The sequence below is a fragment of the Streptomyces sp. NRRL WC-3605 genome (assembly GCF_001509795.1).
Taxonomy (GTDB): Bacteria; Actinomycetota; Actinomycetes; order Streptomycetales; family Streptomycetaceae; genus Streptomyces; species Streptomyces viridochromogenes.
The window spans coordinates 56557-80389 of sequence record NZ_LLZN01000127.1 but is presented as its reverse complement, the minus strand read 5'-3'; the positions used below and the strand labels follow the sequence as shown (position 1 = coordinate 80389).

Sequence of the window (23833 nt, the reverse complement as noted above, 5' to 3'; positions counted from 1 at the left end):
CGCCCGAGGGGCCTCGGTCCCCACCACCCGGCGATTGCCGGGCTCTAAGCCTCGTCTCAGGTCGAGCGGCGACAATGAGCCGCAAAAACACCGACCGGAAGGGGGGCGGGCCGGCGTGCGGATCATGATCGCCGATGATGAAGCGGCCATCCGTGAGTCCCTGGAGCGGGTGCTCCAGGTCGAGGGCTACGACACCCGCACCGTCGCCAACGGTCTCGCCGTGCTCGACGGGGTGGGCGGGGCCGACGGTGACACCCTGGATCTGCTGATCCTCGACGTGATGATGCCCCGCCTCGGCGGGCTGGAGACCTGCCGGCGGTTGCGGGCGGCGGGCCGGGACCTGCCGGTGCTGATGCTGACCGCCCGTGACCAGGTCTCCGACCGGGTCACGGGGCTGGACGCGGGCGCCGACGACTACCTGCCCAAGCCGTTCGCCACCGAGGAGCTGCTGGCCCGGGTGCGGGCCCTGCTGCGCCGGCGCTCGCCGGCCGACGGGGAGTCGCAGATCCTGTCGTTCGCCGACGTCCAGCTCGATCCCGACAGGTTCGAGGCGTGGCGCGGCGGGCGGGCGCTGCGCCTGACCCGGACCGAGTTCTCGCTCCTGCAGGTCCTCATGCGCAACGCGACCCGGGTCCTGACCCGCGACGCGCTGTTCGAGGCGATCTGGGGCTTCGACATGAGCGCCACCGCCAACAACCTCCAGGTGTACGTGAGTTACCTGCGCCGCAAGATGGAGGCCGAGGGTGAGCCGCGACTGATCCACACGCTGCGCGGCCTGGGATACACGATGCGGGAGACTCCGCCATGAGCGGGCCCAACGGCCGGGAACCGCGCCGGCTCACCCGATGGTGGCGCCTGCGGTCCCTGCGGACCAGGCTGACGGTGATCGCGGCGACGGCCATCGCGGTCAGCGTGTTCCTGGCCTTCCAGGTGGCCAGCGAGCTACTGGACCGGGAGCTGCGGGACAGCGTCGGGGATCAGCTGCGCGCCGACTCCCGCGTCCTGGCGACCGACTCGGAGCGCGCCGGCCTCGCCCGGGTCCCGCTACCGCCGTATCCCGGATCCGGTCGGCTGGTGCGGGTCGTCCTGCCCGACGGCTCGGTCCGCACGCCGGCCCGCCAACCCACGCTGCCCCCCGTCAGCGAGCGGGCCGGGCGCGTGGCGCGGGGCGCGTCGGCCGACCTGATGGAGGCGGACGACGGTGACGAGGACGGCTACCTCGTCTACACGCTGCGGGCGGGCGACGGCGCGGTCCAGGTGGCCCGCCCCCTCGACGACAGCCCGGTCAACCGGTTCGGGTTCGGCATGCTGCTGATCGGACTGCTCTGCATGGCCGTCGGCACGATCGTCGGGCGGACCGTGGCGCGGACCGCGCTGGCACCGATCGACCGGTTGACCGCCGCCGCGGTACGTGTCGCGGACACCCGGGACCTCGACGCCGGCATCCCGGACGAGGGCGGTGGGGAGATCCGGCGGCTGATCCGGTCGATCAACGACATGCTCGCCGCGCTCCGGGACTCCCGGCGGGCCCAGCGGCTGCTCGCCGAGGACGCCGCCCACGAGCTCAAGACCCCGCTGACCAGCCTGCGCCTCAACGTCGAGCTGCTGATCCGGCTCGACCGGCGCGGCACCCTGGACAGCGCGCTGCCGGCGGAGAGCCGGACCCGGCTGCTCAACGATCTCGGCGCCCAGGTGGCCGAGTTGGGCACCCTCGCCGCCGAGCTGACGGACCTGGCGCGCGGCGACGTCAGCGACGAGAACACCGAGGTGCTCGACCTCGCGGACGTGGTGGTGGCCGCGGTGGCCCGGGCGCGTTCCCGCGTGCCCGACGTCGAGGTCGCGCTCGACGTGACCTCCGTGTGGGTGAGCGGGCGCCCCGCCGCGCTCGAGCGGGCGGTGCTCAACCTCGTCGACAACGCCGGCAAGTGGTCCCCCGCGGACCAGCCGGTCCGGGTCCGGCTCCGTGCCGAGGGCGCGTCGGCGGTGCTCGAGGTCGACGACGCCGGGCCGGGCATCGACGCCGCCGACGTACCGCGGGTTTTCGACCGGTTCTACCGTGCCGACAGCGCACGGGCGTTGCCGGGATCCGGTCTGGGGCTGTCGATCGTGCAGCGGGTCGTCGACGCCCACGGCGGCCGGGCCGGCGTCGCCCGCTCCGCACGGGGTGGCGCGCTGCTCCGGATCGACCTTCCGGCCACGGCCCCGCCCGCCCCGATCGCGCGGCGCACCGCCGGGGAGGACACCGAGGTGCGCTGATCCGCGAAGATCCGGGACGGGCCTGGAACCCCCTCCCGGATCTCGCCACGGCCGCCGCGCTCACCGCTGCAGCGCGGCCTCCTCCTCGTCGGCGGGCGACCGCCGGACGTCCGGCCGCTCCGCCGCCGGACGGGACAGGCGGCTCGGCCACCAGAACCGCCGGCCGATCAGCAGGGTGAGCGCGGGTACGAGGACCGACCGCACCAGCAGGGCGTCGAGCAGCACGCCGAAGGCGACCAGGAACCCGACCTCGACCAGCATCACCAGCGGAAGGGTGACGAGGACCGCGAACGTCGCCGCCAGGACGAGGCCCGCCGAGGTGATGACGCCACCGGTGGCGGAGAGGGCTCTGAGCATGCCCCCTGCGGTGCCGAGGCGCACGGTCTCCTCCCGGGCCCGGCTGGCCAGGAAGATGTTGTAGTCGACGCCGAGCGCGACGAGGAACAGGAAGGCCAGCAGCGGCACCGAGGAGTCGACGCCCTTGAACCCGAGGATCGTGTCGAAGACGAACACGCTGCCGCCGAAGGCCGCGGCGAACGAGACGATCACGGTGGCCATCAGGACCAGCGGGGCCAGGATCGCACGCAGCAGCAGCCCGAGGACGATCAGGACGACGGCGAGCACCAGCGGGATCACCAGCCTCTCGTCGCGCTCGGTGGTCACCTCGGTGTCGAGGTTCTCGGCACTCGGCCCGCCGACGATCGCCTCCGCCCCGCTCACCGCGTGCACGGCGGTGCGCACCCGCTTGATCGTGTCGTACTCCGCGACGGTGTCCGGCGCGTCCTTCGGGAACACGGAGATGCCGGCCCAGTCACCGCTGGTCTGCTCCGGGACGGCCAGGGCCACACCGGGGGTGTCCTTGACGACGTCGAGCACCCGCTCCTGGTGCGACGGCCGCGTGAAGACCGTCATCGGCTGGCCGCCGAGTTCCGGGAAGTGCTCGCGGAGGACGGTGAAGCCGGTGACCGACTCCGGCGCGGACAGGAACTGGTCCTGCTCCCGCAGGACACCGGTGTTGGCCGCCAGCCCGAGGGCGAGCACGCCGAGGACTCCGAGCGAGCCGAGCGTCGCCGTCCACCGGCGTCGGCCGATGGCGGTGCCGAGCCGTCCCCATGGCCCCGGCTTCTCCTCCACGGTCGTGCTGAACCGCGGGACGGCCGGCCAGAAGATCCGCCTGCCGAGCACGACGAGCAGCGCAGGGAACAGCGTCAGCATGGCCACCAGCGCGCACAGGATGCCGGCCGCACCGATCGGACCCAGCCCGCTGGTGCTGTTCAGGTCCGCGACGAGCAGGCAGAGCAGGCCGGCGACCACGGTGGCCGCGGACGCGACGATGGCCGGCGCCGCGGAGCGCAGCGCGTGGACCATCGCGACCCGGACGTTCTCGTGGTGGTGCAGCGCCTCCCGGTATCGGGCGATGAGCAACAGCGCGTAGTCCGTGCCGACGCCGAACACCAGGATCGTCAGCAGCGCCGAGTTCTGGTCGTCGACCACGATGCCGAAGCCCTTGACGAGCAGGTAGACGGTCCCCATCGAGGTCAGCGCGGCCGCGCCGACGGCCACCAGCGGGATGATCCACAGCACCGGGCTGCGGTAGGTGAGGATGAGCAGGAGCGTGACGACGACGATGGTGGTCAGGAGGACCTGCACGTCGATGCCGTCGAAGACGGCGTCCATGTCGCCGTCGATCGCGCCCGGGCCCGTCACGTCGAGTTCCAGACCGGAGGGGCGGTCCTTCGCGGCGTCCCGCAACGGGCCGACGATCTCCTCCGGTGGGCCGTAGTCCGTGCTCACGTCGAGGGTGAACATCATCGCCTCGCCGTCGGCGGAAGGGCTCGTCGGTGGGCCCTCGTCGTCGCCGACCTGGGCCGCCTCCTTCGGCGGGTACCGCTCGGCGAGGGTGTCGTAGTGCCGCTCGACCGTCGCACGGTCGGCGTCGGTCATTCCGCCGGCGCGGTGGTACACGAAGACGAACACGTTGTCGTCACCGTCGGGGAGACTGTCCTCCAGTACCGCGACCTTGGTGGACTCGGCGCCGGCCGGCAGGGTGTCGGCGGCGCTGTCGGTCGTGACCGAACTCAACTTCCCGCTCAACGGCACCATGCCCACCGCCAGCACCAGCCACAGGCCGATCACCAACCACGGCACCCACCGGCCCGCCAACCGACCGGCCGGCACTTCCCCGGACGGCGCTGCGTCGACTGCCATCTCTGGCCTCCTGCATAGGGGTTACATCGCTCATCTGACGCCTCCTTCCTAATGAGCGAGCCTTAGACGGCCCTTAGAACCCCTGACAGAACGCGCAGCACGAAACCGGCGGCCGGCGAGAGACCGACCGGCGGAGGCACCCCCGCCGATCGCAGAACGACCTGACCCGCCCTACAGCACCGGCAGGTTCTTCCGCAGCTCGAAGGCCGTGACCTCGGAGCGGTACTCCTCCCACTCCGCCTTCTTGTTGCGCAGGAAGTGACGGCGGCCCGGAGCGACCTCACGCGATCGTCGTTGACGCAGCGCTGGCCTGAGATCGAACGGCCGTCAGAGACGACGGCATGGGAGACCCTCACACGGCCTCCCAGGCGGCTACGCCGCATGTTTGCCACTCGGGACCTGGGGAGGGCCGTGTGACGCAGCTCTACGATCTTCACATGAGTGACCAGAGCCTTGCGAGCGAGCATCTGCACACGTCCCGATTGTCGTTGCAGCGTCCGACCGAAGCCGACATCGACGCAATCTTGGCCATCCACCGTGACCCTGAGGCCTGTCTACACAACCCCTCCGACGCTCTCACTGGGCTCGACGAAGCCGGGGAACTGTATCGCCGCTGGAATGATCAGTGGCAGCAGTGCGGGTACGGGTACTGGGTCGTCCGGCGCCACGGCTCCGCCTTGCAGTTGGGCTTCTGCGGGATCAAGCCCATGGAACTGCAAGGCATGAAGGTCCTCAATCTTTTCTACCGCTTCGCCCCTTCGGCCTGGGGCCAGGGCTTCGCCAGTGAGGCCGCAACGACCGTCGCCGCCTGGGCGCTCCGCCACGTTCCCGGCCTCCCTCTGATCGCCCGGGTGAGGCCCGACAACATCGCCTCTCAACGCGTGGCTGTTCGCGCTGGACTGACCCGGGCGGAGCACCTCGACGGAGCGGGGTACGACGGTTTCGACTGGATCTACGCCGCAGGGCTGCCGCGCTGAAGGGCACCGAGCGCCGAGTTCTTGGCCGCCGCAAGGCGGGTGGCTACGTTCGAGTCGTCGTACTGGGGCGAACGAAGGAAGCAGGCGGCTTCGGGCCGACCACATCGACGGGGACGTCTTGCTGGTCGAGGGCATTGATGCTGGGTACGGCCCGCGTGTGTCACCGGGCCGTAGGCGCGGTCCGGCTGCTGTTGAAGATCCTGTCGAGGTGGTACTGGAGCGCTGCGATGGCAGACTCCGGCGTCCGCTGCCCTACGAGGATGCTGGTGCCCATGGTTGCCGTCATGGCAAGCAGGCTGATCGCCTCCGTGCGGGCGTCGGCTCCAGCATCGGCTTGGCCCGTCTCCTGTGCCTGTTGGATCAGTCTGGTGAGGGCGTTCTCGGCGGCGTCAGGTTTGTCGATGAACGGCTGGGCGGCGAGGGCCTCGTCGGTCACGGACAGGATCGAGTAGGAGCTGTAGAGAAGGTGGAAGATGCGGCTCTCGGCATCGGTTGGCAGTGAGGCCAGCAGCAGTGCCTCGATGGTCGCGCGGGGGCCCGGGTCCCGGCCGGCAGCGGCGAGGCGGGCGTCAACGCGTGCGGTGAAGCGGTCGGTCAGGTGCTGGAGGCCATGGAAGAGCAGCTTCTCCTTGGTCTCGAAGTAGTACTGCACCAGGCGCAGTGAGACGCCCGCCTCGGCGGCGACGTCGCGCATGCCGACCGCGTGCAGGCCTTGGCGCCCTGCGACCTGAATGAGTGCTTCAGCGATCTGAGTGCGTCGTTCATCGTGGTCCACGCGCTTGGGCATCCGTGGTGTCTCCGGCCGTGATCGGGGTGATGGCTGCTGTTCGCCGTCCGGTTCAGCTCGACGGCACCTTTTCATGGTACCGCTGTACCATCATTATGGTACGTTCGTATTACGAAAAGTGGATCTCACGGAGGTACCCCATGCCCGAGAAAACGCCCCGAACCCGCCACGACATCGGCCGCTATGTCAACGACCAGCTGCGCGACCGCTACTTCGCCGCCTGCGAGGTGCTCTACGCCAAGGGCGCACCGATCCACTCCGAGACCGACGTGGAGACGACCTTTGGGACGACTCACGTCTACAGGTACGGCCCCGCCGACCCGGTGGCCGAGTCCCGCACGCCGGTCGTCCTGGTCCATGGCTCGGGCGGCTGCTCCGCGATGTGGTACCCCAACACGGCCGCGCTCAGCGCCGACCGCCCTGTCTACGCCCTTGACACCCCTGGCGACCCGGGCCGCAGCGTCCACCGCGAGCCGATGTGGCAACCCGAGCGGGCCGCCCAGTGGATGGACGAGGCCCTCGACGCCCTCGGCCTCGGCAAGGTCCACCTCGTCGGCTCCTCCTACGGCGGCTGGCTCGTCATCAACCAGGCCCACCGCCGACCCGAACGGCTCGCCTCGGTCACCGCCCTCGACCCGGGCGGGCTGGAGAAGGTCGGGCTTCGCTTCTTCGTCTGGATCTTCGCCAGCCTCTTCGCCACCTTCGCCCCCAAGCGGCTGCGTCCACCCCTGGCCAAGTGGCTGGAACAGCCGGTCATATCCGACCCGGACCTGCGCGCCTGGATCCAGGCCGGCGTGAAGGCCTTCCGGATACGCCGTCCCGCTCCACTGCCGTTGTCCGACGCCGAGCTGGGCTCCATCCGGACGCCGTTCCACCTGATCATGGGTAAGCGCAGCCTGCTGGTGCACCCGAAGCGGCAGCTCGAACGCGTCCCTCGGGTGATTCCCGGCGCCCGAGCCGAGATCGTCGCCGCAACCGGACACGGGCCGCAGATCGACCACCCCGACCTCGTCAACGCCCGGATGCTGAGCTTCATGAAGGACATCGACTCCCTCCACCCGGCGGCGACCGACGTCACCGATGCGTAGCCGGTGAGACATCCGGAACCACTCGCGGGGCGTCAACGGGGGCCTTGCTCCTGTTCGGCCCCCTCAACGCCACCTTCGGCTGGTCCTGGGCTGCTCCCTCGCCGCCATCGCCATCGTGGAAGGCCGCGACACCCGGCAGGGCAAGGACTGTTGCGCCCACCCGCTCCCGGACGCTCACGCGCCGCCCGCGAGAACCTCGGCGAGTTCGAGCACAGGGTGCGCCTCGGCCCGGCCTTGGCGGGGCGGGAGCGTGCCTGGTGAACGCAGCGTGGCCATGAAACGCGACGTGGACCCTCACGCTCGCCTCACCCACCACTCCCCCAGCTCCCGTCCACCGTCGCCCCGGGCAGAGCCGATCAGACGTGGACCATGGCGTCCAGGTCGTTCGTACAGTGGCGCGGCGGACATGGACGCCACGGCCCAGGGACGGCCCGGGGCTCGCTCGACGGAGTGGGGCAGACGGTCTGCGACCGTCGGCCCCACTCGCCGAAACTGCAGAAGAACCGCCCTGACGCGCCCCTACAGCACCGGCAGGTTCTTCCGCAGCTCGAAGGCCGTGACCTCGGAGCGGTACTCCTCCCACTCCGACTTCTTGTTGCGCAGGAAGAAGTCGAAGACGTGCTCGCCGAGGGTCTCGGCGACGAGGTCGCTGTTCTCCATGAGGGTCAGGGCCTCGCCGAGGTTCTGCGGGAGGGGCTCGATGCCCATCGCGCGGCGCTCGGCGTTGGAGAGGGCCCACACGTCGTCCTCGGCGCCGGGCGGGAGTTCGTAGCCCTCCTCGATGCCCTTGAGGCCGGCGGCGAGCAGGACCGCGTAGGCGAGGTACGGGTTGGTGCCGGCGTCCAGGGAGCGGACCTCGACACGGGCCGAGCCGGTCTTGCCGGGCTTGTACATCGGGACGCGGACCAGGGCCGAGCGGTTGTTGTGGCCCCAGCAGATGTACGAGGGGGCCTCGCCACCGGCGCCCGCGGTGCGCTCGGAGCCGCCCCAGATGCGCTTGTAGGAGTTCACCCACTGGTTGGTGACCGCGGAGATCTCGGCGGCGTGCCGCAGCAGGCCCGCGATGAAGGAGCGGCCGACCTTGGAGAGCTGGTACTCGGCGCCCGACTCGTAGAACGCGTTGCGGTCGCCCTCGAAGAGCGAGAGGTGGGTGTGCATGCCGGAGCCCGGGTGCTCGGAGAACGGCTTCGGCATGAAGGTCGCCTGGACGCCCTGCTCCAGCGCCACCTGCTTCATGACCAGGCGGAACGTCATGATGTTGTCGGCGGTGGAGAGCGCGTCGGCGTAGCGGAGGTCGATCTCCTGCTGGCCGGGGGCGCCCTCGTGGTGGGAGAACTCGACCGAGATGCCCATGGACTCGAGCATGGTGATCGCCTGGCGGCGGAAGTCCATGCCGATGTTCTGCGGGGTGTGGTCGAAGTAGCCGGAGTTGTCGGCCGGGGTGGGGCGGCTGCCGTCGACCGGCTTGTCCTTCAGCAGGAAGAACTCGATCTCCGGGTGCGTGTAGAACGTGAAGCCCAGGTCGGAGGTGCGGGCGAGGGCGCGCTTGAGGACGTAGCGCGGGTCCGCGAAGGACGGGGAGCCGTCGGGCATGAGGATGTCGCAGAACATCCGGGCCGTGCCGGGGGCCTCGGCGCGCCAGGGGAGGATCTGGAACGTCGACGGGTCGGGCTTGGCGATCATGTCGGACTCGTAGACGCGGGCGAAGCCCTCGATCGCGGAGCCGTCGAAGCCGATGCCCTCGTCGAAGGCCTGCTCCAGCTCGGCGGGGGCCACGGCCACGGACTTGAGGAAGCCCAGCACGTCCGTGAACCACAGCCGTACGAACCGGATGTCGCGCTCCTCCAACGTCCGGAGCACGAACTCCTGCTGCTTGTCCATCTTCCGCTTCCCCATCCTTGCTGGTCAGGCCGCCTGTCCCCGGTGCTGCGGGAGGCGGTCGGGCACCTGAGCATCCCACCACACCACCGTTTCCGGCGCGTTGCGGACCTTGATCGTCGAACCAGATCCGGGCTGAACGCCCGGCGGCCGGCAGGGGTGCCGCCACGGTGCCGGGTGAACCGCTCTGCCGCCCATATTGCCTGCTCGGCCCGACATCCGTAATGGCCGCCCCCGCCGGACCGACCCCGCTTTAATTTGCATCTCAGATGCAAGTTTTAATAGGGGCGGGCGGTCACCTCCGCACCGCCCGGTCGAGCCTGAGGAGACCCGATGCTGTCCGAGCAGTCCGCCGCCACCGTGCGCGCCACCCTCCCCGTCGTCGGCGGGGCCATCGGTGAGATCACCGAGCGCTTCTACGCCCGCCTCTTCGCCGCCCGTCCCGAGCTGCTGCGCGACCTGTTCAACCGCGGCAACCAGGCGGCCGGCACCCAACGGCAGGCCCTGGCGGGATCGATCGCCGCCTTCGCGACGCACATGGTGGACCACCCCGACGAGCGGCCGGACGCGATGCTGAGCCGTATCGCGCACAAGCACGCCTCGCTCGGGGTGGCGCCCGATCAGTACGCGCTCGTCCACGAGCACCTCTTCGCCGCGATCGCCGAGGTGCTCGGCGAGGCCGTCACCCCGGAGGTCGCGGCCGCCTGGGACGAGGTGTACTGGCTGATGGCGAACGCCCTGACCGCGATCGAGAGGCGGCTGTACGAGGAGCGCGGCGGATCCGCCTGGCGTTCCTGGGAGGTCGTGGAGCGCGTCGAGGAGACCGAGGACGTGGCCACCTTCCGGGTGCGCCCGGCCGACGGCCGCCCGGTGCCGGACTTCCGGGCGGGCCAGTACGTCTCCGTGCAGGTGGAGCTGGCGGACGGGGCCCGGCAGATCCGCCAGTACAGCCTCTCGGGGACTCCCGGCTCAGCGCTGCGCCAGTTCAGCGTCAAGCGGGTGCGGGGCGAGGCCGGACCGGACGGCGAGGTCTCGGGGCACCTGCACGCGCACGTGCGTCCCGGCGACCGGCTGGACCTCTCGGCGCCGTACGGCGATCTCGTGCTGGCCGGCACGGACGCGCCGCTGCTGCTGGCGTCCGCCGGCATCGGCGTGACCCCGATGACCGCCATACTCGGCGAGCTCGTGGACGCCGGGCACGAGGGCCCGGTACTGGTCGTGCACGGCGACCGCTCCCCCGCCGCGCACGCCCTGCGCGCCGACCACGAGGGGTACGCCGGGAAGCTGGCGGACGCCACGGTCCGCTTCTGGTACGAGACAGGCGCCGACCCCGCCGACGGGTCCCACCGCACGGGTCTGGTCGACCTGGCCGAGGTGGACGTCCCCGAGGGCACCCACGCCTACCTCTGCGGCCCGCTGCCGTTCATGCGGGCGGTGCGGGCGCAGCTCCTCGGCAAGGGCGTGGCGGCGGCGGACATCCACTACGAGGTGTTCGGCCCCGACCTGTGGCTGGCGCAGGCGGGCTGAGCCGCCCGGGCGTCAGGCCGGCCGGCCGGTGCCGATCTGGAGCAGCAGCGGTCCGGTGGGGTCCGCCGTGACGTCGGCCAGGGTGAGCGGGTCCAGCGAGGCGTAGAACGCCTCCTGGGCCCGCCGCAGCGCCCCGCGCAGCCGGCATCCGGGGCTGAGCGGGCAGGGGTTCTCGCCCTCGCACTCCACGACGTCGCCGTCGCCCTCGAAGGCGCGGACGACCGCGCCGACGGACGCGGTGCGGCCCCGCTCGCTGAGGGTGAGCCCGCCGCCGCGTCCCCGGCGGGCGTCGACGAGGCCCTGGTGCTGGAGCTCGGCGACCACCTTGGCGGCGTGCGTGTAGGGCACCTCCATGTCGGCCGCGACCTCGCGGGTCGTCGGCGTGGCGTCCCCGAGGACGGCGAGCCGCATCAGCAGGCGCAGGGCCAGATCGGTGGAGCGCAACAGCCGCATGCCGGCCAGCGTAGATAATGCGCATCCCGCGTTCCAAATATCTGCCGGAAAACGTCTGCCGGGAGAACGGCGGAACAGTGGCGGCCGCCCGTGATCCGGCCGTTGTCGTCACCTCCCTACGTCCGGCCACCCCTTCCCCATTACGATCAGCGGACCCGACCGCCCCCTTTCCCCCGAAGGACATGACCTCATGGGCTCCGCCAAGAACAGGAACAGCGCCGAGCGCAAGGCGCGGATAGAGGAGATGCGGCGGGCCGAGCGGGCCCGCGAGCGCCGCGGCCGCGTCATCACGATCAGCGTCTCCGCGGTGATCGTCGCCGCCCTCGTCGTCGGCGGGGTCGTCCTCGTCCGCTCCCAGAGCGGCGACGACGAGGCCGCGAAGCCCGACAAGACCTCCGGGAAGTTCGTGGCGGGCGACGACGGCGTGAACACCTGGAAGGGGAAGCTGGCCAGCACGCACGTGGAGACCAGCGTGACGTACCCGATGGAGCCCCCGGTCGGCGGCAACCACCACCGGGCCTGGATGAACTGCAACGGCGACGTCTACACCAAGGAGCTGCGGCGGGAGAACGCCGTGCACTCGCTGGAGCACGGCGCGGTGTGGGTGACGTACACGTCCAAGGCGTCCAAGTCCGACGTGGACGCGCTGGCGGCGAAGGTGAAGCAGACGCCGTACACGCTGATGAGCCCGGACGACCGGCAGAAGGACCCGATCATGCTGAGCGCGTGGGGGCACCAGCGCACGGTGAAGAGCGCGGACGACCCGGCCGTCGGGAAGTTCTTCGAGACCTACGTCCAGGGCAAGCAGACGCCCGAACCGGGTGCGGCGTGCACGGGCGGTCTGTCGGAGTGAGCCGGCACATCGGCTGGACGGCGGGGACGGCGGCGGCCGTCCTCGTCGCCGCGGGCGCGATCACGTACGCGGCCGCCGGGGACGGCTCGGACGGCTCGGTCCCGGACGCCGGCTCGGCGGACGCGGGGTTCGCGCGGGACATGGCCGTGCACCACCAGCAGGCCGTGGAGATGGCGTACACCGTGCGCGACCGCACGGACGACGAGGACGTGCGCCGGCTCGCGTACGACATCGCGCAGACGCAGGCCAACCAGCGCGGCATGCTGCTGGGCTGGCTGGACCTGTGGGAGCTGCCGAAGGTGTCGGCGGACGCCCCGATGACCTGGATGGGCATGGGCGACGCGCCCTCCGCCGGCGAGGGCTCGCTGATGCCGGGCATGGCGACGACCGCGGAGATGAAGAAGCTCGGCACGCTGAACGGCAGGCAGGCGGAGGTCTTCTTCCTGCAGCTGATGACGGCCCATCACAAGGGCGGCATCCACATGGCCGAGGGCTGCCTGGACAAGTGCGCGGTCGGCGTGGAGAAGAGACTGGCGCGGACGATGGTCAACGGGCAGCAGGCCGAGATCGACCTGATGGCCGACATGCTGCGCGAACGGGGCGCGAAGCCCCGGCCCTGAGGGTCCGGGCACAAAAAAGCGCCCCGCCGACGGGGGAAGATCGGCGGGGCGCTCGGTGCCGCAGTGGTTCGGGGGGCGGGGCGTCAGTGGACGGAGTGCGCCTCGCTCGGGAAGGTCCCGCCGACGACGTCCTCGGCGAAGGCCTTCGCCGCGTCGCCCATGACCCGGCGCAGGTCGGCGTACTGCTGGACGAACTTCGGGACGCGGCCGCCGGTCAGGCCCATCATGTCGGTCCACACGAGGACCTGGGCGTCCGTCTCGGGGCCGGCGCCGATGCCGACGGTCGGGATGTGCAGGACGCGGGTGACCTCGGCGGCCAGCTCGGCCGGTACCAGCTCCAGGACGACCGCGAAGGCGCCGGCGTCCTGGACGGCCTTGGCGTCCCGCAGGAGCTGCGCGGCGGCCTCCTCGCCGCGGCCCTGGACCCGGTAGCCCATGGCGTTGACGGACTGCGGGGTCAGGCCGATGTGGGCCATCACCGGGATGCCGGACTCGACCAGCAGCTCGATCTGGCGGTGCGAGCGCTCGCCGCCCTCCAGCTTGACGGCGCCGACGCCGGCCTCCTTGACCAGCCGGGTCGCCGAGCGCAGCGCCTGCACCGGGCCCTCCTGGTAGGAGCCGAAGGGCAGGTCGCCGACGATCAGCGCGCGGGAGGTGCCGCGGACGACGGCCGCCGACAGCACGGTCATCTCGTCGAGGGTGACGGGCACGGTGGTCTCGTAGCCGAGGTGGCAGTTGCCCGCTGAGTCGCCGACGAGCATGACCGGGATGCCGGCCTCGTCGAACACGGACGCGGTCATCGCGTCGTACGCGGTGAGCATGGGCCACTTCTCGCCCCGCTCCTTGGCGAGGGCGATGTCGCGGACCGTGATGCGGCGGGTGCTCTTGCCTCCGTACAGCGCCTTTCCGGCGTCGGAGGGCTTCGCCTGAGGCGTCTGGGCAGCCGAGAGCTGCGTCATGGCAACGGCTCCTTCATGTCATCTCGAGGCGCCCTGACGGCGTCCCCGGATCAGGTCCATGGTGGCACTTCGTGCCGGGCGGGGCCAGACCGCCGTATGTGAGTTCCGCCCCGCGCCCGTGGCCGTTTCGTGACGTAAGGTTCCGGTAAGAACTTACGATACGAGACGGTCCCGTATCGTTATGACGGTACGGTCGGCCCATGACTTCTCCCGCCCCAGCCACCCGCATACCGGAGGCGGTGCACCGGCGCCGCTGGGCGATCCTCGGTGTGCTGATGCTCAGCCTCCTGATCGTCGTGCTGGACAACTCCATCCTCAACGTCGCCATCAAGACCATCTCGACGCCCGCGCCGACCGGCCTCGGCGCCACGCAGAGCGAGCTGGAGTGGGCGATCAACGCCTACACCCTCGTCTTCGCCGGGCTGCTGTTCAGCGCGGGCATCCTCGGGGACCGGCTCGGCCGCAAGAAGGTGCTGCTCGGCGGGCTCGCCGTGTTCGGCATCGGCTCGGCGCTCGCCGCGTTCTCCGGCTCACCGGGCGAGCTGATCGCCTTCCGCGCCGTCATGGGGCTCGGCGCCGCGTTCGTCATGCCGGCCACGCTCGCGGTGCTGATGAACGTCTTCGAGCGGGACGAGCAGCCCAAGGCCATCGGCATCTGGGCCGGCGGCGTCGGCCTCGCCATCGCCATCGGGCCGATCACCGGCGGTCTGCTCCTCGACCACTTCTGGTGGGGATCGGTCTTCCTGATCAACGTGCCGATCGTGCTGCTCGCGCTCGCGCTGATGCTGTGGCTCGTCCCGGACTCGCGCGACCCGCGGCCCGGCCGGATCGACCCCATCGGCGTGGTGCTCTCCGTGGTCGGCCTGGTCCTGCTGGTCTACGGCATCATCAAGGGCGGCCAGCTCGCCGACTTCACCGATCCTGCGGTCCTGGTGACGATCGCCGCCGGCCTCGCGGTCCTCGCCGCCTTCGTGATCTTCGAGAAGCGCAGCACCCACCCGTCGATCGACATCGGGTACTTCCGCAACAAGGTCTTCTCGGCCGCGATCGGCGTCATCGCGCTGGTCTTCTTCGCCCTCATGGGCGTGACGTTCTTCTCCGTCTTCTACACCCAGAGCGTGCGCGGCTACTCGCCGCTGGAGACCGGCCTGCTGATGCTGCCGCTCGCCGCCGCCCAGATGATCTTCGCCCCGCGGGCCCGGCTGCTCGTCGACCGGTTCGGCAACCGGGCGACCACCACCGGCGCCATGGTCCTCATCGCCGCCACGCTGGCCTCCTTCGCCACCTTCGAGGCGGACACCCCGATCTGGCTCCTGGAGGTCATCTTCTTCCTCATGGGTGCCGCGATGGCGCACATCATGACGCCGATCAGCGTCGTCATCATGCAGGCCCTGCCGCGCGAGAAGGCCGGTTCCGCGTCCGCGCTCAGCAACACGTTCCGGCAGGTCGGCGGCGCGCTGGGCATCGCGGTGCTCGGCTCGGTGCTCTCCACCGCCTACCGGGGCGGCATCGAGGACCACCTCACCGCGCTCCCGGCCGGCGTGCGGCACACCGCGGGCGAGTCCATCGAGGCCACCCTCGGGGTCGCCGAGAAGCTCGGCCCGCGCGGGGAGGCCCTCGTGGGGCCGGCCCACGACGCGTTCCTGCACGCCATGCACGTCACCGCGCTGTGGGGAGCGGGCATCGCCGTGCTCGGGGCGGTCGTCGTGGCCCTGTTCCTCCCGGGGCGGCCCGCCGGCCCGCGCGAGGGCGAGGAGGAGAAGGAGCTCGTGGCGTCCGAATAGCGCGCACACGCGGACGCCGTCGTTCCGGCGGCGTCCGCACCGGGGGGAGAATCGGCACAGCGCCCACGGAAAGGAGCGACCCAGTGAGCCTCGCCGACAGTCGTCCCCGGCAGGACGGCCCCACCCGGGGCCGGCCCCGCAGCGAGGCCGTGGAGCGGGCCATCACCGAGGGCGTGCTGAAGCTCCTGGAGGACGGTGTGCCCCTCGCGGAGCTGTCCATCGAGCGCATCGCGCGCACCGCGGGCGTCGGCAAGGCCGCCATCTACCGGCGCTGGAGCGGCAAGGAGGAGCTGTTCGTCGACATCGTGCGGGCCGCCGAGCCGCCGGACCCCGAACTGCCCGGCACCTCGGTGCGCGACGACGTGGTGGCGCTCCTCGAACAGACCAGGCAGCGCGGCCTGATGACCCGCTCGTCGGTGCTGCTGCACAACGTCATCGCCCAGATGAAGAGCAGCCCTAAGCTGTGGGACGCCTACCAGGCGAACGTGATCGAGCCGCGGCGCCGCAGGCAGCACGCGATCCTGCGGCACGGCCAGGAGACCGGCGAACTGCGCGCGGACCTCGGGATCGACGTGATGAACGACATGGTGTTCGGCCCGATGCTGGTGCGTGCCGTGATGCGCCCGGACGCCGACCTCCCGGAGGGCCTCGCCGAACAGATGGCCGACGCCGTGCTCAACGGCCTACGGCCCGTCAGGCCGCCCAGGTCCTAGGGCGTTTCCGAGAGTACGTGCCGGGCGGCAGGCGGGACTTTGCGGACACGCCCTAGGCTCGTATGCGCCTTCCGTCACAGAACGCGCATTCCTCGCGCGGCGGCGGAACTGTCCGGGCCCGCTTCCACGTCCTCGCCCCCGTACGGCCGTCTTCAGGACGGCGGGAACGGAGCCGATCATCCCCTAGGGTTTTCTCTGGGCGCGGGGGGACGACGGTGTTGCACGGCAGGTAGTGAGGCGACGGTATGGCGCAACAGGCGTACGTGACGGAGACGGACAACGGCGGCCCGGGGTCCGAGCGCCGCAGGCCCGGGCTTCGACGCCTGATCCACCGCCTGGCCTCCGGCTGGTGGCGCGACCCGGGCGTGTGGCGCCGCGGGCTGGTGCCGGCCGTCCTGGCGCTCGCGCTGGCCCTGGTCATGGTGCTGCACGCGCAGATCCCCAACGCGATCGGGAACCTCGGCAGTCTCACCGAGACGTTCCTGCCCTGGCTCGGCGTGTTCGTCCCGCTGCTGCTGGTGCTGGGCGTGGTGCGCCGGTCGGCGACCGCGCTGATCGCCGTGCTGGTCCCGGCGATCGTCTGGCTGAACCTCTTCGGCGGCCAGCTCACCGACAAGACCGGCACCGGCGGCGATCTGACGGTCGCCACGCACAACGTCAACGCCGAGAACCCCGACCCGTCCGGCACCGCCCGGGACGTCGCCGCGTCCGGCGCGGACGTGGTGGCCCTGGAGGAGCTGACGGCCTCGGCGGTGCCGACGTACGAGAAGGCGCTCGCCTCGACCTACCCGTACCACTCGGTGCAGGGCACGGTCGGGCTGTGGAGCAAATACCCGCTGACCGGGGTGCGGCCCGTCGACATCCGGCTGGGCTGGACCCGCGCCATGCGCGGGGTGGTGGACACGCCGTCCGGCCAGGTCGCCGTGTACGTCGCCCATCTGCCCTCGGTGCGCGTGAAGATGGAGGCCGGGTTCACCGCCCGGCAGCGCGACAAGAGCGCCGACGCGCTGGGCGAGGCCATCGCCGACGAGCGGGTGGACAAGATCGTTCTGCTCGGCGATCTGAACGGCACGATGAACGACCGCGCGCTCAACGCGGTCACCGCCCAGATGCGCTCGACGCAGGGCGCGTCCGGCACCGGGATGGGGTTCAGCTGGCCGGCGCGGTTCCCGATGGCCCGGATCGACCAGATCATGGTCAAGGGCGTGGAGCCGTCGAGCTCGTGGACGCTGCCCAGGACCGGGAGCGACCACCTGCCGGTCGCGGCGCGCGTCGAGGTCGGCCCGTCCGCCTCCTGAGCGGGGCCCGCACCGCCGGCAGCGCTGCGGGCGGGGTGTAGGCGGGCTGTCGGCGGTTTGTCGGTGGGGTCTGCCACTGTCGGTGCCATGAAGCGAAACGACAACACGCCGGGCGGCGCGAGCGGCGCCGTCTCCGTACGGGGGATGGTCAAGCACTACGGCGAGACCAAGGCACTGGACGGTGTGGACCTGGAGGTCCGCGAGGGCACCGTCATGGGCGTGCTGGGGCCGAACGGCGCCGGCAAGACGACCCTCGTACGCATCCTGTCCACGCTGCTGACCCCGGACTCCGGGCAGGCCACCGTGGCGGGCTACGACGTCGTACGCCAGCCCCGGCAGCTGCGCCGGGTCATCGGCCTGACCGGGCAGTACGCCTCCGTGGACGAGAAGCTCCCCGGCTGGGAGAACCTGTACCTCATCGGACGGCTGCTGGACCTGCCCCGCAAGGAGGCCCGCAGGCGCGCCGACGAGCTCCTGGAGCGCTTCTCGCTGACGGAGGCGGCCAAGCGGCCCGCCTCCACCTACTCGGGCGGTATGCGCCGCCGGCTCGACCTGGCGGCCTCCATGATCGGCCGGCCGGCCGTGCTGTTCCTCGACGAGCCGACGACGGGCCTCGACCCGCGCACCCGCAACGAGGTGTGGGACGAGGTCAAGGCGATGGTCGGGGACGGCGTGACCGTTCTGCTGACCACCCAGTACATGGAGGAGGCGGAGCAGCTCGCCTCGGAGCTGACGGTCGTGGACCGCGGCAAGGTCATCGCGGGCGGCGGGATCGACGAGCTCAAGGCGAGGGTGGGGGGCCGCACCCTGCGGATCCGGCCGGCCGACGCCCTCGAACTGCGGCCGCTGGCCGGGTATCTGGACGACCTCGGCATCACCGGGCTCGCCAGCACCACCGTCGACGCCGAGGCGGGCACGCTGCTCGTCCCCGTCCTCAGCGACGAGCAGCTGACCGCGATCGTCGGCGCCGTCACCGCGCGCGGGGTCACCCTCGCCTCCATCACCACCGAACTGCCCAGCCTGGACGAGGTGTTCCTCTCGCTCACCGGCCACCGTGCCAGTGCGCCGCAGGACGCCGTGCCCGCCGACGACCGCGAGGAGGTCGCCGTATGAGCGCCGCCACCGTCACCCCCGAGACCCGTCCCGCCGGCGACGACGCGCGGATCCCGCTGCGCGGGCATCTGCGGCACACCGGCGCGCTCGTCCGCCGCAACCTGCTGTGGATCCGGCAGGACCCGGAGTCGATGGCCGACGCGCTGCTGATGCCGGTCATCTTCACCCTGCTGTTCGTGTTCGTCTTCGGCGGCTCGATCGGGCAGGCCCTGGGCGGCGGGCAGGACAGGTACGTCCAGTACGTCATCCCGGGCATGATCGCGATGATGAGCATGACGCTGTCGCAGGGCGTAGGCACCGGGTTCAGCCAGGACTTCAACTCCGGTGTCATGGACCGCTTCCGGTCGCTGCCGATCGGGCGCGGCTCGGTGCTGTTCGCGAAGATCTCCGTGGAGCTGCTGCGGATGCTGTTCGCGACGGCCGTGCTGATGGTCGTGTCGGTCCTGGTCGGCTTCGAGATCAACCACTGGGCCGGGCTGTTCGCGGCGGTCGCCCTGTCCACCGTGTTCGCCTCGTCCATCATGTGGGTGTTCCTCACCCTGGGCGTGGTGATGAAGAGCGCGCAGTCCGTGCAGGCGATGGGCTTCCTGGTGCTGTTCCCGCTCCAGTTCGGCTCGTCGATCTTCGCGCCGCCCACGTCGATGCCGGGCTGGCTCCAGACGTTCACCGACTACAACCCGCTGTCCACGCTCGCCGACGCGGCGCGCGGACTCATGGTGGGCGGGCCGGTCGCCCACGACCTGTGGGTGACGCTCGGCTGGTCGGCGCTCATCACGGCGGTGATGGCGCCGGTCGCGATCCACAAGTTCCGCACCAAGACCTGACGCCGCGGCGGAACACGTCACACGAGGGCGGCGGCCTCCCGCGGGGAGAGGCGGCCGCCCTCGGCGTACGCCTCCTCGTAGGCGGCGTCGCCGAGCACGGCACGCGCTTGCGCCGTCGCTCTTCCCCGCACCTCCCGCTCCTGGTGGCTCGGGACGTGCCGGTCCGGCTGGAGCCGGTCGGCGGCGCCGAGGCAGCGGGCGGCGTCCCCGGCCCGGCGTCCGCCGTCGGCGCGGGCCAGGGCGAACGCGGCGGTGGTCAGGTAGGCGGCCCGCATCTGGGGCGCGATGGCCTGGGCGAGTGGGTCCTCGGCGCGTTCCAGCGCCTTCCTGACCGTCTCCAGGGCCTCCTCGGTCCGCCCTTCGAGGGCGTCCAGCCAGGCCTCGGAACCGAGGATGAACGCGTCGAAGACGACGAAGTGTGCGATCTTGAACTCCTCGCGCAGCAGCCGCAGCTCCTCCCGGGCCTCGGGGACCCGGTCGGTGAGGCTGAGCCGCCCGGCCAGGATGAGCCGGGCGAACGGCATGGCGTGCTCGCCCACCCCGCTCCCCTGCGCGATGACCCGGCGCAGCAGGCTCTCCCCCCGCTCGCCCTGCCCCGCCTCGATCAGGGCGCTGGCGAGCCGGGCCCTGAGCACGCCCACCTGGGCGTGGGCGCCGAGCCGCTCGGCGTGGTCGATGCCCGCCTCGTAGTCGGCGGCGGCCCGCAGGTAGGCACCCTGGCGCTCGTGGGCCTCGGCCCGCGCCGAGTACGCCTCGGCGGTCCCCCACAGGTCGCCGAGGTCCTCGACGATCTCCAGCGCCTCGTCGGCGTCGGCGATGGCGTCGCCCGCCCAGTCGGCGCGGTTGGCCAGCAGGTTGGCCCGCATCGTGAGGCCCGCGGCGAGGTCCCACCGGTAGCCGGGGTGCTCACGGCAGGTGCGGATCGCGGCGTCGACGACGGTCCGCAGGCGGGCCATGTCGCCGGTGAGCATGACGGCGAAGAACCACAGGGAGCCCGGGGAGCGGCAGACCTGCGGGAGGCCCGGCTCGTAGGTCCGGGCGATGATCCGCAGCTTGGCCTGCGCCTCGGGGGTCTGCCAGGCGTCCAGCTCGGTGTCCATGCAGGCGAGGTGGATCAGGTGCACCTCGCGCCGCGCCTCGTCGCGGACCTGGTCCGTCCAGGGCGGCGGGGTGTCGACGCAGCGCTCCCACAGGGGCTCGGCGCGGCGGACCGGTTCGGTGAACGGGTCGGGCCCGAGGTCCTGCACCTCGCGCGACCAGTTGCGGGCGACGATCCGCAGGTCGCGCATCTGCCAGTACCAGGACATGGCCAGCACCAGGCACAGCGCCTCCTGTTCGTCCCGCGCGGCGACCGCGTGGTGGAGGGCGGCCCGGATGTTCTCGCTCTCGCGTTCCAGCCGGGCGATGGCGGCGAGCTGGCCGTGGCCGCGCAGCGACGTCTCGGTGGTGCGGGCCAGCTCCCGGAAGTACGTCAGGTGCGCGCGTTCGGCCTCGGCCCGCCGGCCGGTCTCGTCGAGCCGTTCGGCGGCGTACTCGGCGACGGTCTCCAGCAGCCGGTACCGCATCTCCCCGTCGTCCGTGGCGGACGCCACCACGAGGGACTTGTCGACGAGCGAGCCCAGTGCCTCCAGTGCCACGGGACCGCACACGGCCTCGGCGGCGGCGAGGTCGCAGCCGCCCGCGAAGACCGACAGGCGGCCCAGTACCTCGCGTTCGTCGTCGTCCAGAAGCTCCCAGGACCAGTCGACGACGGCCCGCAGGGTCTGCTGGCGGGGCAGCACGGTACGGCTGCCGGAGGTGAGCAGCCGGAAGCGGTCGTCGAGCCGGTCGGCGATCTGGCGGGGGGTGAGCATTCGCAGCCGGGCGGCGGCGAGTTCGATCGCGAGGGGCAGGCCGTCCAGGCGCCGGCAGATCTCGGCGCAGGCCGCGGCGGTCTCCTCGTCGGCGTCGACGCTGAAGCCGGGGTGTGCGGAGGCTCCCCGGTCGGCAAGCAGGCGCAGCGCGAACGGCTCGGGCAGCGGTTCGACGGGGCGCAGCAACTCGCCGGGGACGCCCAGGGGTTCACGGCTGGTGGCGATCACGGTCAGTCCGGGACAGTGCTCCAGCAGCCGTTCCACGAGGCGGGCGGCGGCGTCGACGACGTGCTCGCAGTTGTCGAGGATGAGCAGCATGCGGCGGGGGGCGCAGTACTCGGAGAGCCGGTCGAGGGGGTCGTCGTGCCGTTCGGTGCCGGCCCGCATGGCCTCGGCGCCGGCGCCGTACAGGACGGTCTCGCGGGCGCCGAGCGCGGTGAGGACGGCCTCGGGGACGGCCCGGGGGTCGTCGACCGGGGCGAGCTCGGCCAGCCACACCCCGTCCGGGGCGGCGCCGCGCACGCTCTCGGCGGCCTCCTGGGACAGCCGGGTCTTCCCGGCGCCGCCGGGGCCGAGCAGGGTGACGAGCCGGGCACCGGCCAGGTCCCCGCGGATGGCCGCGATGTCCGGCTCGCGTCCGACGAAGGAGGTGAGCCGGGCCCGGAGGTTGCCGGCCGGGGCGGCCGGCGGACGCGGGGCGCCGCCGAGCGGCGCGGCGGGCCGGGTGTCCTCTTCGGGGCGCAGCAACTCGGCGTGCAGGGAGCGCAGTTCGGGTCCGGGGTCGGAGCCGAGGCGGGTGGCCAGCAGCCGGCGTACGTCGTCGTAGGCGGCCAGGGCCTCGGCGGGGCGGCCGGTGTCGCGCAGGGCGCGCAGCCGCAGCGCCTGGAGGGGCTCGTCGAGGGGGTGGGCGTCGCACAGGGCGGTCAGCTCGGGCAGCGCCTGCTCGGCGCGGCCGAGGGCCAGGGCCGCCGTGTGCCGGGCGCGCAGCGCGTCGAGGTGCCGGGTCCGTACGCGGGCCGCCTCGGCGGTGCGGTCGGGCAGGTCGGCGAGGGCGGGGCCGTGCCACAGGGCGAGGGCGTCGTCGAGGACGCCGGCCGCCTTGGCGGGGTCGTCGTCGGCGAGGGCGCGCAGGCCCTCGCCGGTGAGCCGTTCGAACCGGTGCAGGTCGACGTCGTCGGGCGCGGCGGCGAGCCGGTACCCGCCGTCCTCGGACCGTACGGCGTCGGCGCCCAGGGCCCGCCGCAGCCGGCCCACGAGGGCCTGGAGCGCCCCGGTGGCGTCGGCGGGCGGTTCGGCGCCCCACACCTCGTCGACGAGCAGCCCCACGGGCACGGTCCGGCCGGCGCGGAGCGCGAGCACGGTGAGCAGGGCCCGCAGCCGGGCCCCGCCGAGCGGGACGGCCCGGCCGTCGGGGCGGAGTGCCTGGGTGGTGCCGAGAATGCGATAGCGCACGGGGTCCATTGTCTCTGGTGGGCTCGGGGGCGGTCACGGGGCCGTCGGACGAGGCGTGGCGGCCCCGGGGTGCGGGGGCCGGGGCCCAGCCTCCCTGGAACCACCGCCCCACCGCGAGACGTTTTCCGACAGACACGGCCCGCGCCCGGTACGGTCGGGCAGATCGCCGCGCGGGCCTGCGCGCACGACCATCCAGGGAGCCGCCTTGACCACCGCCCTCAGCCGCCACAGCGAACGGCGGATCAGCCCCGTGTTCCTCGGGATCGTCGCGGTCACCGCGGTGACGGGGTGGGCCACCTGGACCGGCTTCGCGGAGCAGCCGGGCCTCGCGGTGTTCCTGTTCGTGACGGCCGCCTGGATCGTGTCGCTGTGCCTGCACGAGTACGCGCACGCGCGCACCGCCCTGCACAGCGGTGACATCTCGGTCGGCGCGAAGGGCTACCTCACGCTGAACCCGCTGAAGTACACGCACGCGCTGCTCAGCATCGTCCTGCCGGTCGTCTTCGTGATCATGGGCGGCATCGGTCTGCCCGGTGGCGCGGTGTTCATCGAGCGCGGGCGGATCAGGGGCCGCTGGCGGCACAGCCTGATCTCGGCGGCCGGGCCGCTGACCAACGTGCTGTTCGCCGTCGTGTGCACGGCCCCGTTCTGGCTGGGCGCGCTCGACGGCGTCCCCCGGGACTTCCGGTACGCGCTGGCGTTCCTCGCCCTGCTCCAGGTGACGGCGGCGATCCTGAACTTCCTGCCGGTGCCGGGGCTGGACGGGTACGGCGTGATCGAGCCCTGGCTGTCGCGGGACGTCCGGCGCCAGGTGGAGCCGTTCGCCCCGTTCGGCCTGCTGTTCGTCTTCGCGCTGCTGTGGGTGCCGGAGATCAACAGCGGGTTCTTCGACATGGTCGACGCGGTGCTGCGCGGCCTGGGCATCGGCGAGATCGACACCTACTGCGGCTACGACCTGTTCCGCTTCTGGCGGGACGGGAACGAGCTGTGCTCGGTCATCCGGTGACGGAGTCCCGCCGGGCGTCCCGGGCGCGCTTCCCGTAGTACCAGGTCATGTTCGACGAGAGCCCCGCCAGCAGGATCCACACGATCCCGAGCCAGCTGCCCTGGACGAAGGAGACGACCGCCGCGGCCACGGCGAGCACGCAGACGACGAGGGTGTAGTAGGCGAGGCGGGGCATGGGGTCGGC

Annotated in this window: 20 protein-coding genes and 1 pseudogene; 13 read left to right on the top strand and 8 right to left on the bottom strand. The window is 71.9% G+C overall.

Annotated elements, in window-relative coordinates; genetic code table 11:
• The first annotated feature begins 115 nt into the window (after positions 1-115).
• Positions 116-808, top strand: a complete 693-nt coding sequence (locus ADL34_RS33995; RefSeq protein WP_062667505.1) for a response regulator transcription factor — start codon at positions 116-118, stop codon at positions 806-808.
• Positions 805-2256, top strand: coding sequence for a sensor histidine kinase (locus ADL34_RS33990; protein ID WP_062667503.1), 1452 nt, complete (start codon positions 805-807; stop codon positions 2254-2256). The genes ADL34_RS33995 and ADL34_RS33990 overlap by 4 nt, the downstream gene beginning before the upstream one ends.
• Positions 2257-2316: 60 nt before the next feature.
• Here ADL34_RS33990 and ADL34_RS33985 read toward each other — a convergent pair whose 3' ends face one another.
• Both ADL34_RS33985 and ADL34_RS37320 read right to left on the bottom strand, forming a co-directional pair.
• Positions 2317-4464 carry an MMPL family transporter gene (locus ADL34_RS33985; protein ID WP_062667501.1) on the bottom strand — a complete coding sequence of 716 codons (2148 nt, stop codon included), beginning with the start codon at positions 4462-4464 and terminating at the stop codon, positions 2317-2319.
• Between the two features lie 171 nt (positions 4465-4635).
• Positions 4636-4722: pseudogene (locus tag ADL34_RS37320) on the bottom strand (glutamine synthetase); the annotation flags it as partial.
• Positions 4723-4877: 155 nt separating this feature from the next.
• Between ADL34_RS37320 and ADL34_RS33980 the strand changes: the two are divergent.
• Positions 4878-5441 carry a GNAT family N-acetyltransferase gene (locus ADL34_RS33980; RefSeq protein ID WP_234375173.1) on the top strand — a complete coding sequence of 188 codons (564 nt, stop codon included), beginning with the start codon at positions 4878-4880 and terminating at the stop codon, positions 5439-5441.
• A 160-nt stretch (positions 5442-5601) separates the two neighbouring features.
• On the opposite strand, the gene ADL34_RS33975 is transcribed toward ADL34_RS33980, so the two are convergent.
• Positions 5602-6228 (bottom strand): TetR/AcrR family transcriptional regulator, encoded by a 627-nt coding sequence (locus ADL34_RS33975; protein WP_062667499.1) that lies wholly within the window; start codon positions 6226-6228, stop codon positions 5602-5604.
• Positions 6229-6368: 140 nt separating this feature from the next.
• Here ADL34_RS33975 and ADL34_RS33970 point away from each other — a divergent pair, with 140 nt between their 5' ends.
• Positions 6369-7316, top strand: coding sequence for an alpha/beta fold hydrolase (locus ADL34_RS33970; protein WP_062667498.1), 948 nt, complete (start codon positions 6369-6371; stop codon positions 7314-7316).
• Between the two features lie 519 nt (positions 7317-7835).
• On the opposite strand, the gene glnA is transcribed toward ADL34_RS33970, so the two are convergent.
• Positions 7836-9197: a type I glutamate--ammonia ligase gene (glnA, locus tag ADL34_RS33965; protein ID WP_062667496.1), complete on the bottom strand. Its 1362-nt coding sequence runs from the start codon at positions 9195-9197 to the stop codon at positions 7836-7838.
• Positions 9198-9527: 330 nt separating this feature from the next.
• Between glnA and ADL34_RS33960 the strand changes: the two genes are divergently transcribed.
• On the top strand, positions 9528-10721 hold the full coding sequence (locus ADL34_RS33960; RefSeq protein WP_062667494.1) for a globin domain-containing protein: 1194 nt from the start codon (positions 9528-9530) through the stop codon (positions 10719-10721).
• A 12-nt stretch (positions 10722-10733) separates the two neighbouring features.
• Here ADL34_RS33960 and ADL34_RS33955 read toward each other — a convergent pair whose 3' ends face one another.
• On the bottom strand, positions 10734-11174 hold the full coding sequence (locus ADL34_RS33955; protein WP_062667492.1) for an RrF2 family transcriptional regulator: 441 nt from the start codon (positions 11172-11174) through the stop codon (positions 10734-10736).
• Positions 11175-11364: 190 nt separating this feature from the next.
• Between ADL34_RS33955 and ADL34_RS33950 the strand changes: the two genes are divergently transcribed.
• Both ADL34_RS33950 and ADL34_RS33945 read left to right on the top strand, forming a co-directional pair.
• The gene (locus tag ADL34_RS33950; RefSeq protein ID WP_062667490.1) at positions 11365-12027 is read left to right on the top strand and encodes a DUF3105 domain-containing protein; all 663 of its coding nucleotides are present in this window, start codon (positions 11365-11367) and stop codon (positions 12025-12027) included.
• Positions 12024-12647: a DUF305 domain-containing protein gene (locus ADL34_RS33945; protein ID WP_062667489.1), complete on the top strand. Its 624-nt coding sequence runs from the start codon at positions 12024-12026 to the stop codon at positions 12645-12647. Before ADL34_RS33950 ends, ADL34_RS33945 begins: the two co-directional genes overlap by 4 nt.
• A gap of 83 nt (positions 12648-12730) precedes the next feature.
• Here ADL34_RS33945 and panB read toward each other — a convergent pair whose 3' ends face one another.
• Positions 12731-13606, bottom strand: coding sequence for a 3-methyl-2-oxobutanoate hydroxymethyltransferase (gene panB, locus ADL34_RS33940; RefSeq protein WP_062667487.1), 876 nt, complete (start codon positions 13604-13606; stop codon positions 12731-12733).
• A 200-nt stretch (positions 13607-13806) separates the two neighbouring features.
• Here panB and ADL34_RS33935 point away from each other — a divergent pair, with 200 nt between their 5' ends.
• The 5 genes from ADL34_RS33935 to ADL34_RS33915 all read left to right on the top strand — a co-directional run bounded on the left by ADL34_RS33935 (position 13807) and on the right by ADL34_RS33915 (position 19338).
• Positions 13807-15390, top strand: a complete 1584-nt coding sequence (locus ADL34_RS33935) for an MFS transporter (RefSeq protein WP_062667485.1) — start codon at positions 13807-13809, stop codon at positions 15388-15390.
• 83 nt (positions 15391-15473) lie between these two features.
• Positions 15474-16103 carry a TetR/AcrR family transcriptional regulator gene (locus ADL34_RS33930; protein ID WP_062667483.1) on the top strand — a complete coding sequence of 210 codons (630 nt, stop codon included), beginning with the start codon at positions 15474-15476 and terminating at the stop codon, positions 16101-16103.
• A 245-nt stretch (positions 16104-16348) separates the two neighbouring features.
• Complete coding sequence (locus ADL34_RS33925) at positions 16349-17401, top strand: endonuclease/exonuclease/phosphatase family protein (RefSeq protein WP_062667481.1); 1053 nt, start codon at positions 16349-16351, stop codon at positions 17399-17401.
• Positions 17402-17488: 87 nt separating this feature from the next.
• Positions 17489-18514, top strand: coding sequence for an ATP-binding cassette domain-containing protein (locus ADL34_RS33920; RefSeq protein ID WP_062667479.1), 1026 nt, complete (start codon positions 17489-17491; stop codon positions 18512-18514).
• Positions 18511-19338 carry an ABC transporter permease gene (locus ADL34_RS33915; protein ID WP_062667477.1) on the top strand — a complete coding sequence of 276 codons (828 nt, stop codon included), beginning with the start codon at positions 18511-18513 and terminating at the stop codon, positions 19336-19338. The genes ADL34_RS33920 and ADL34_RS33915 overlap by 4 nt, the downstream gene beginning before the upstream one ends.
• A 17-nt stretch (positions 19339-19355) precedes the next feature.
• Here ADL34_RS33915 and ADL34_RS33910 read toward each other — a convergent pair whose 3' ends face one another.
• On the bottom strand, positions 19356-22652 hold the full coding sequence (locus ADL34_RS33910) for a BTAD domain-containing putative transcriptional regulator (RefSeq protein ID WP_062667475.1): 3297 nt from the start codon (positions 22650-22652) through the stop codon (positions 19356-19358).
• Positions 22653-22848: 196 nt separating this feature from the next.
• Between ADL34_RS33910 and ADL34_RS33905 the strand changes: the two genes are divergently transcribed.
• Positions 22849-23649, top strand: coding sequence for a site-2 protease family protein (locus tag ADL34_RS33905; RefSeq protein WP_062667473.1), 801 nt, complete (start codon positions 22849-22851; stop codon positions 23647-23649).
• On the opposite strand, the gene ADL34_RS33900 is transcribed toward ADL34_RS33905, so the two are convergent.
• On the bottom strand, positions 23639-23824 hold the full coding sequence (locus ADL34_RS33900; protein ID WP_062667471.1) for a hypothetical protein: 186 nt from the start codon (positions 23822-23824) through the stop codon (positions 23639-23641). The two genes, ADL34_RS33905 and ADL34_RS33900, sit on opposite strands and share 11 nt — an antisense overlap.
• Positions 23825-23833 lie beyond the last annotated feature (9 nt).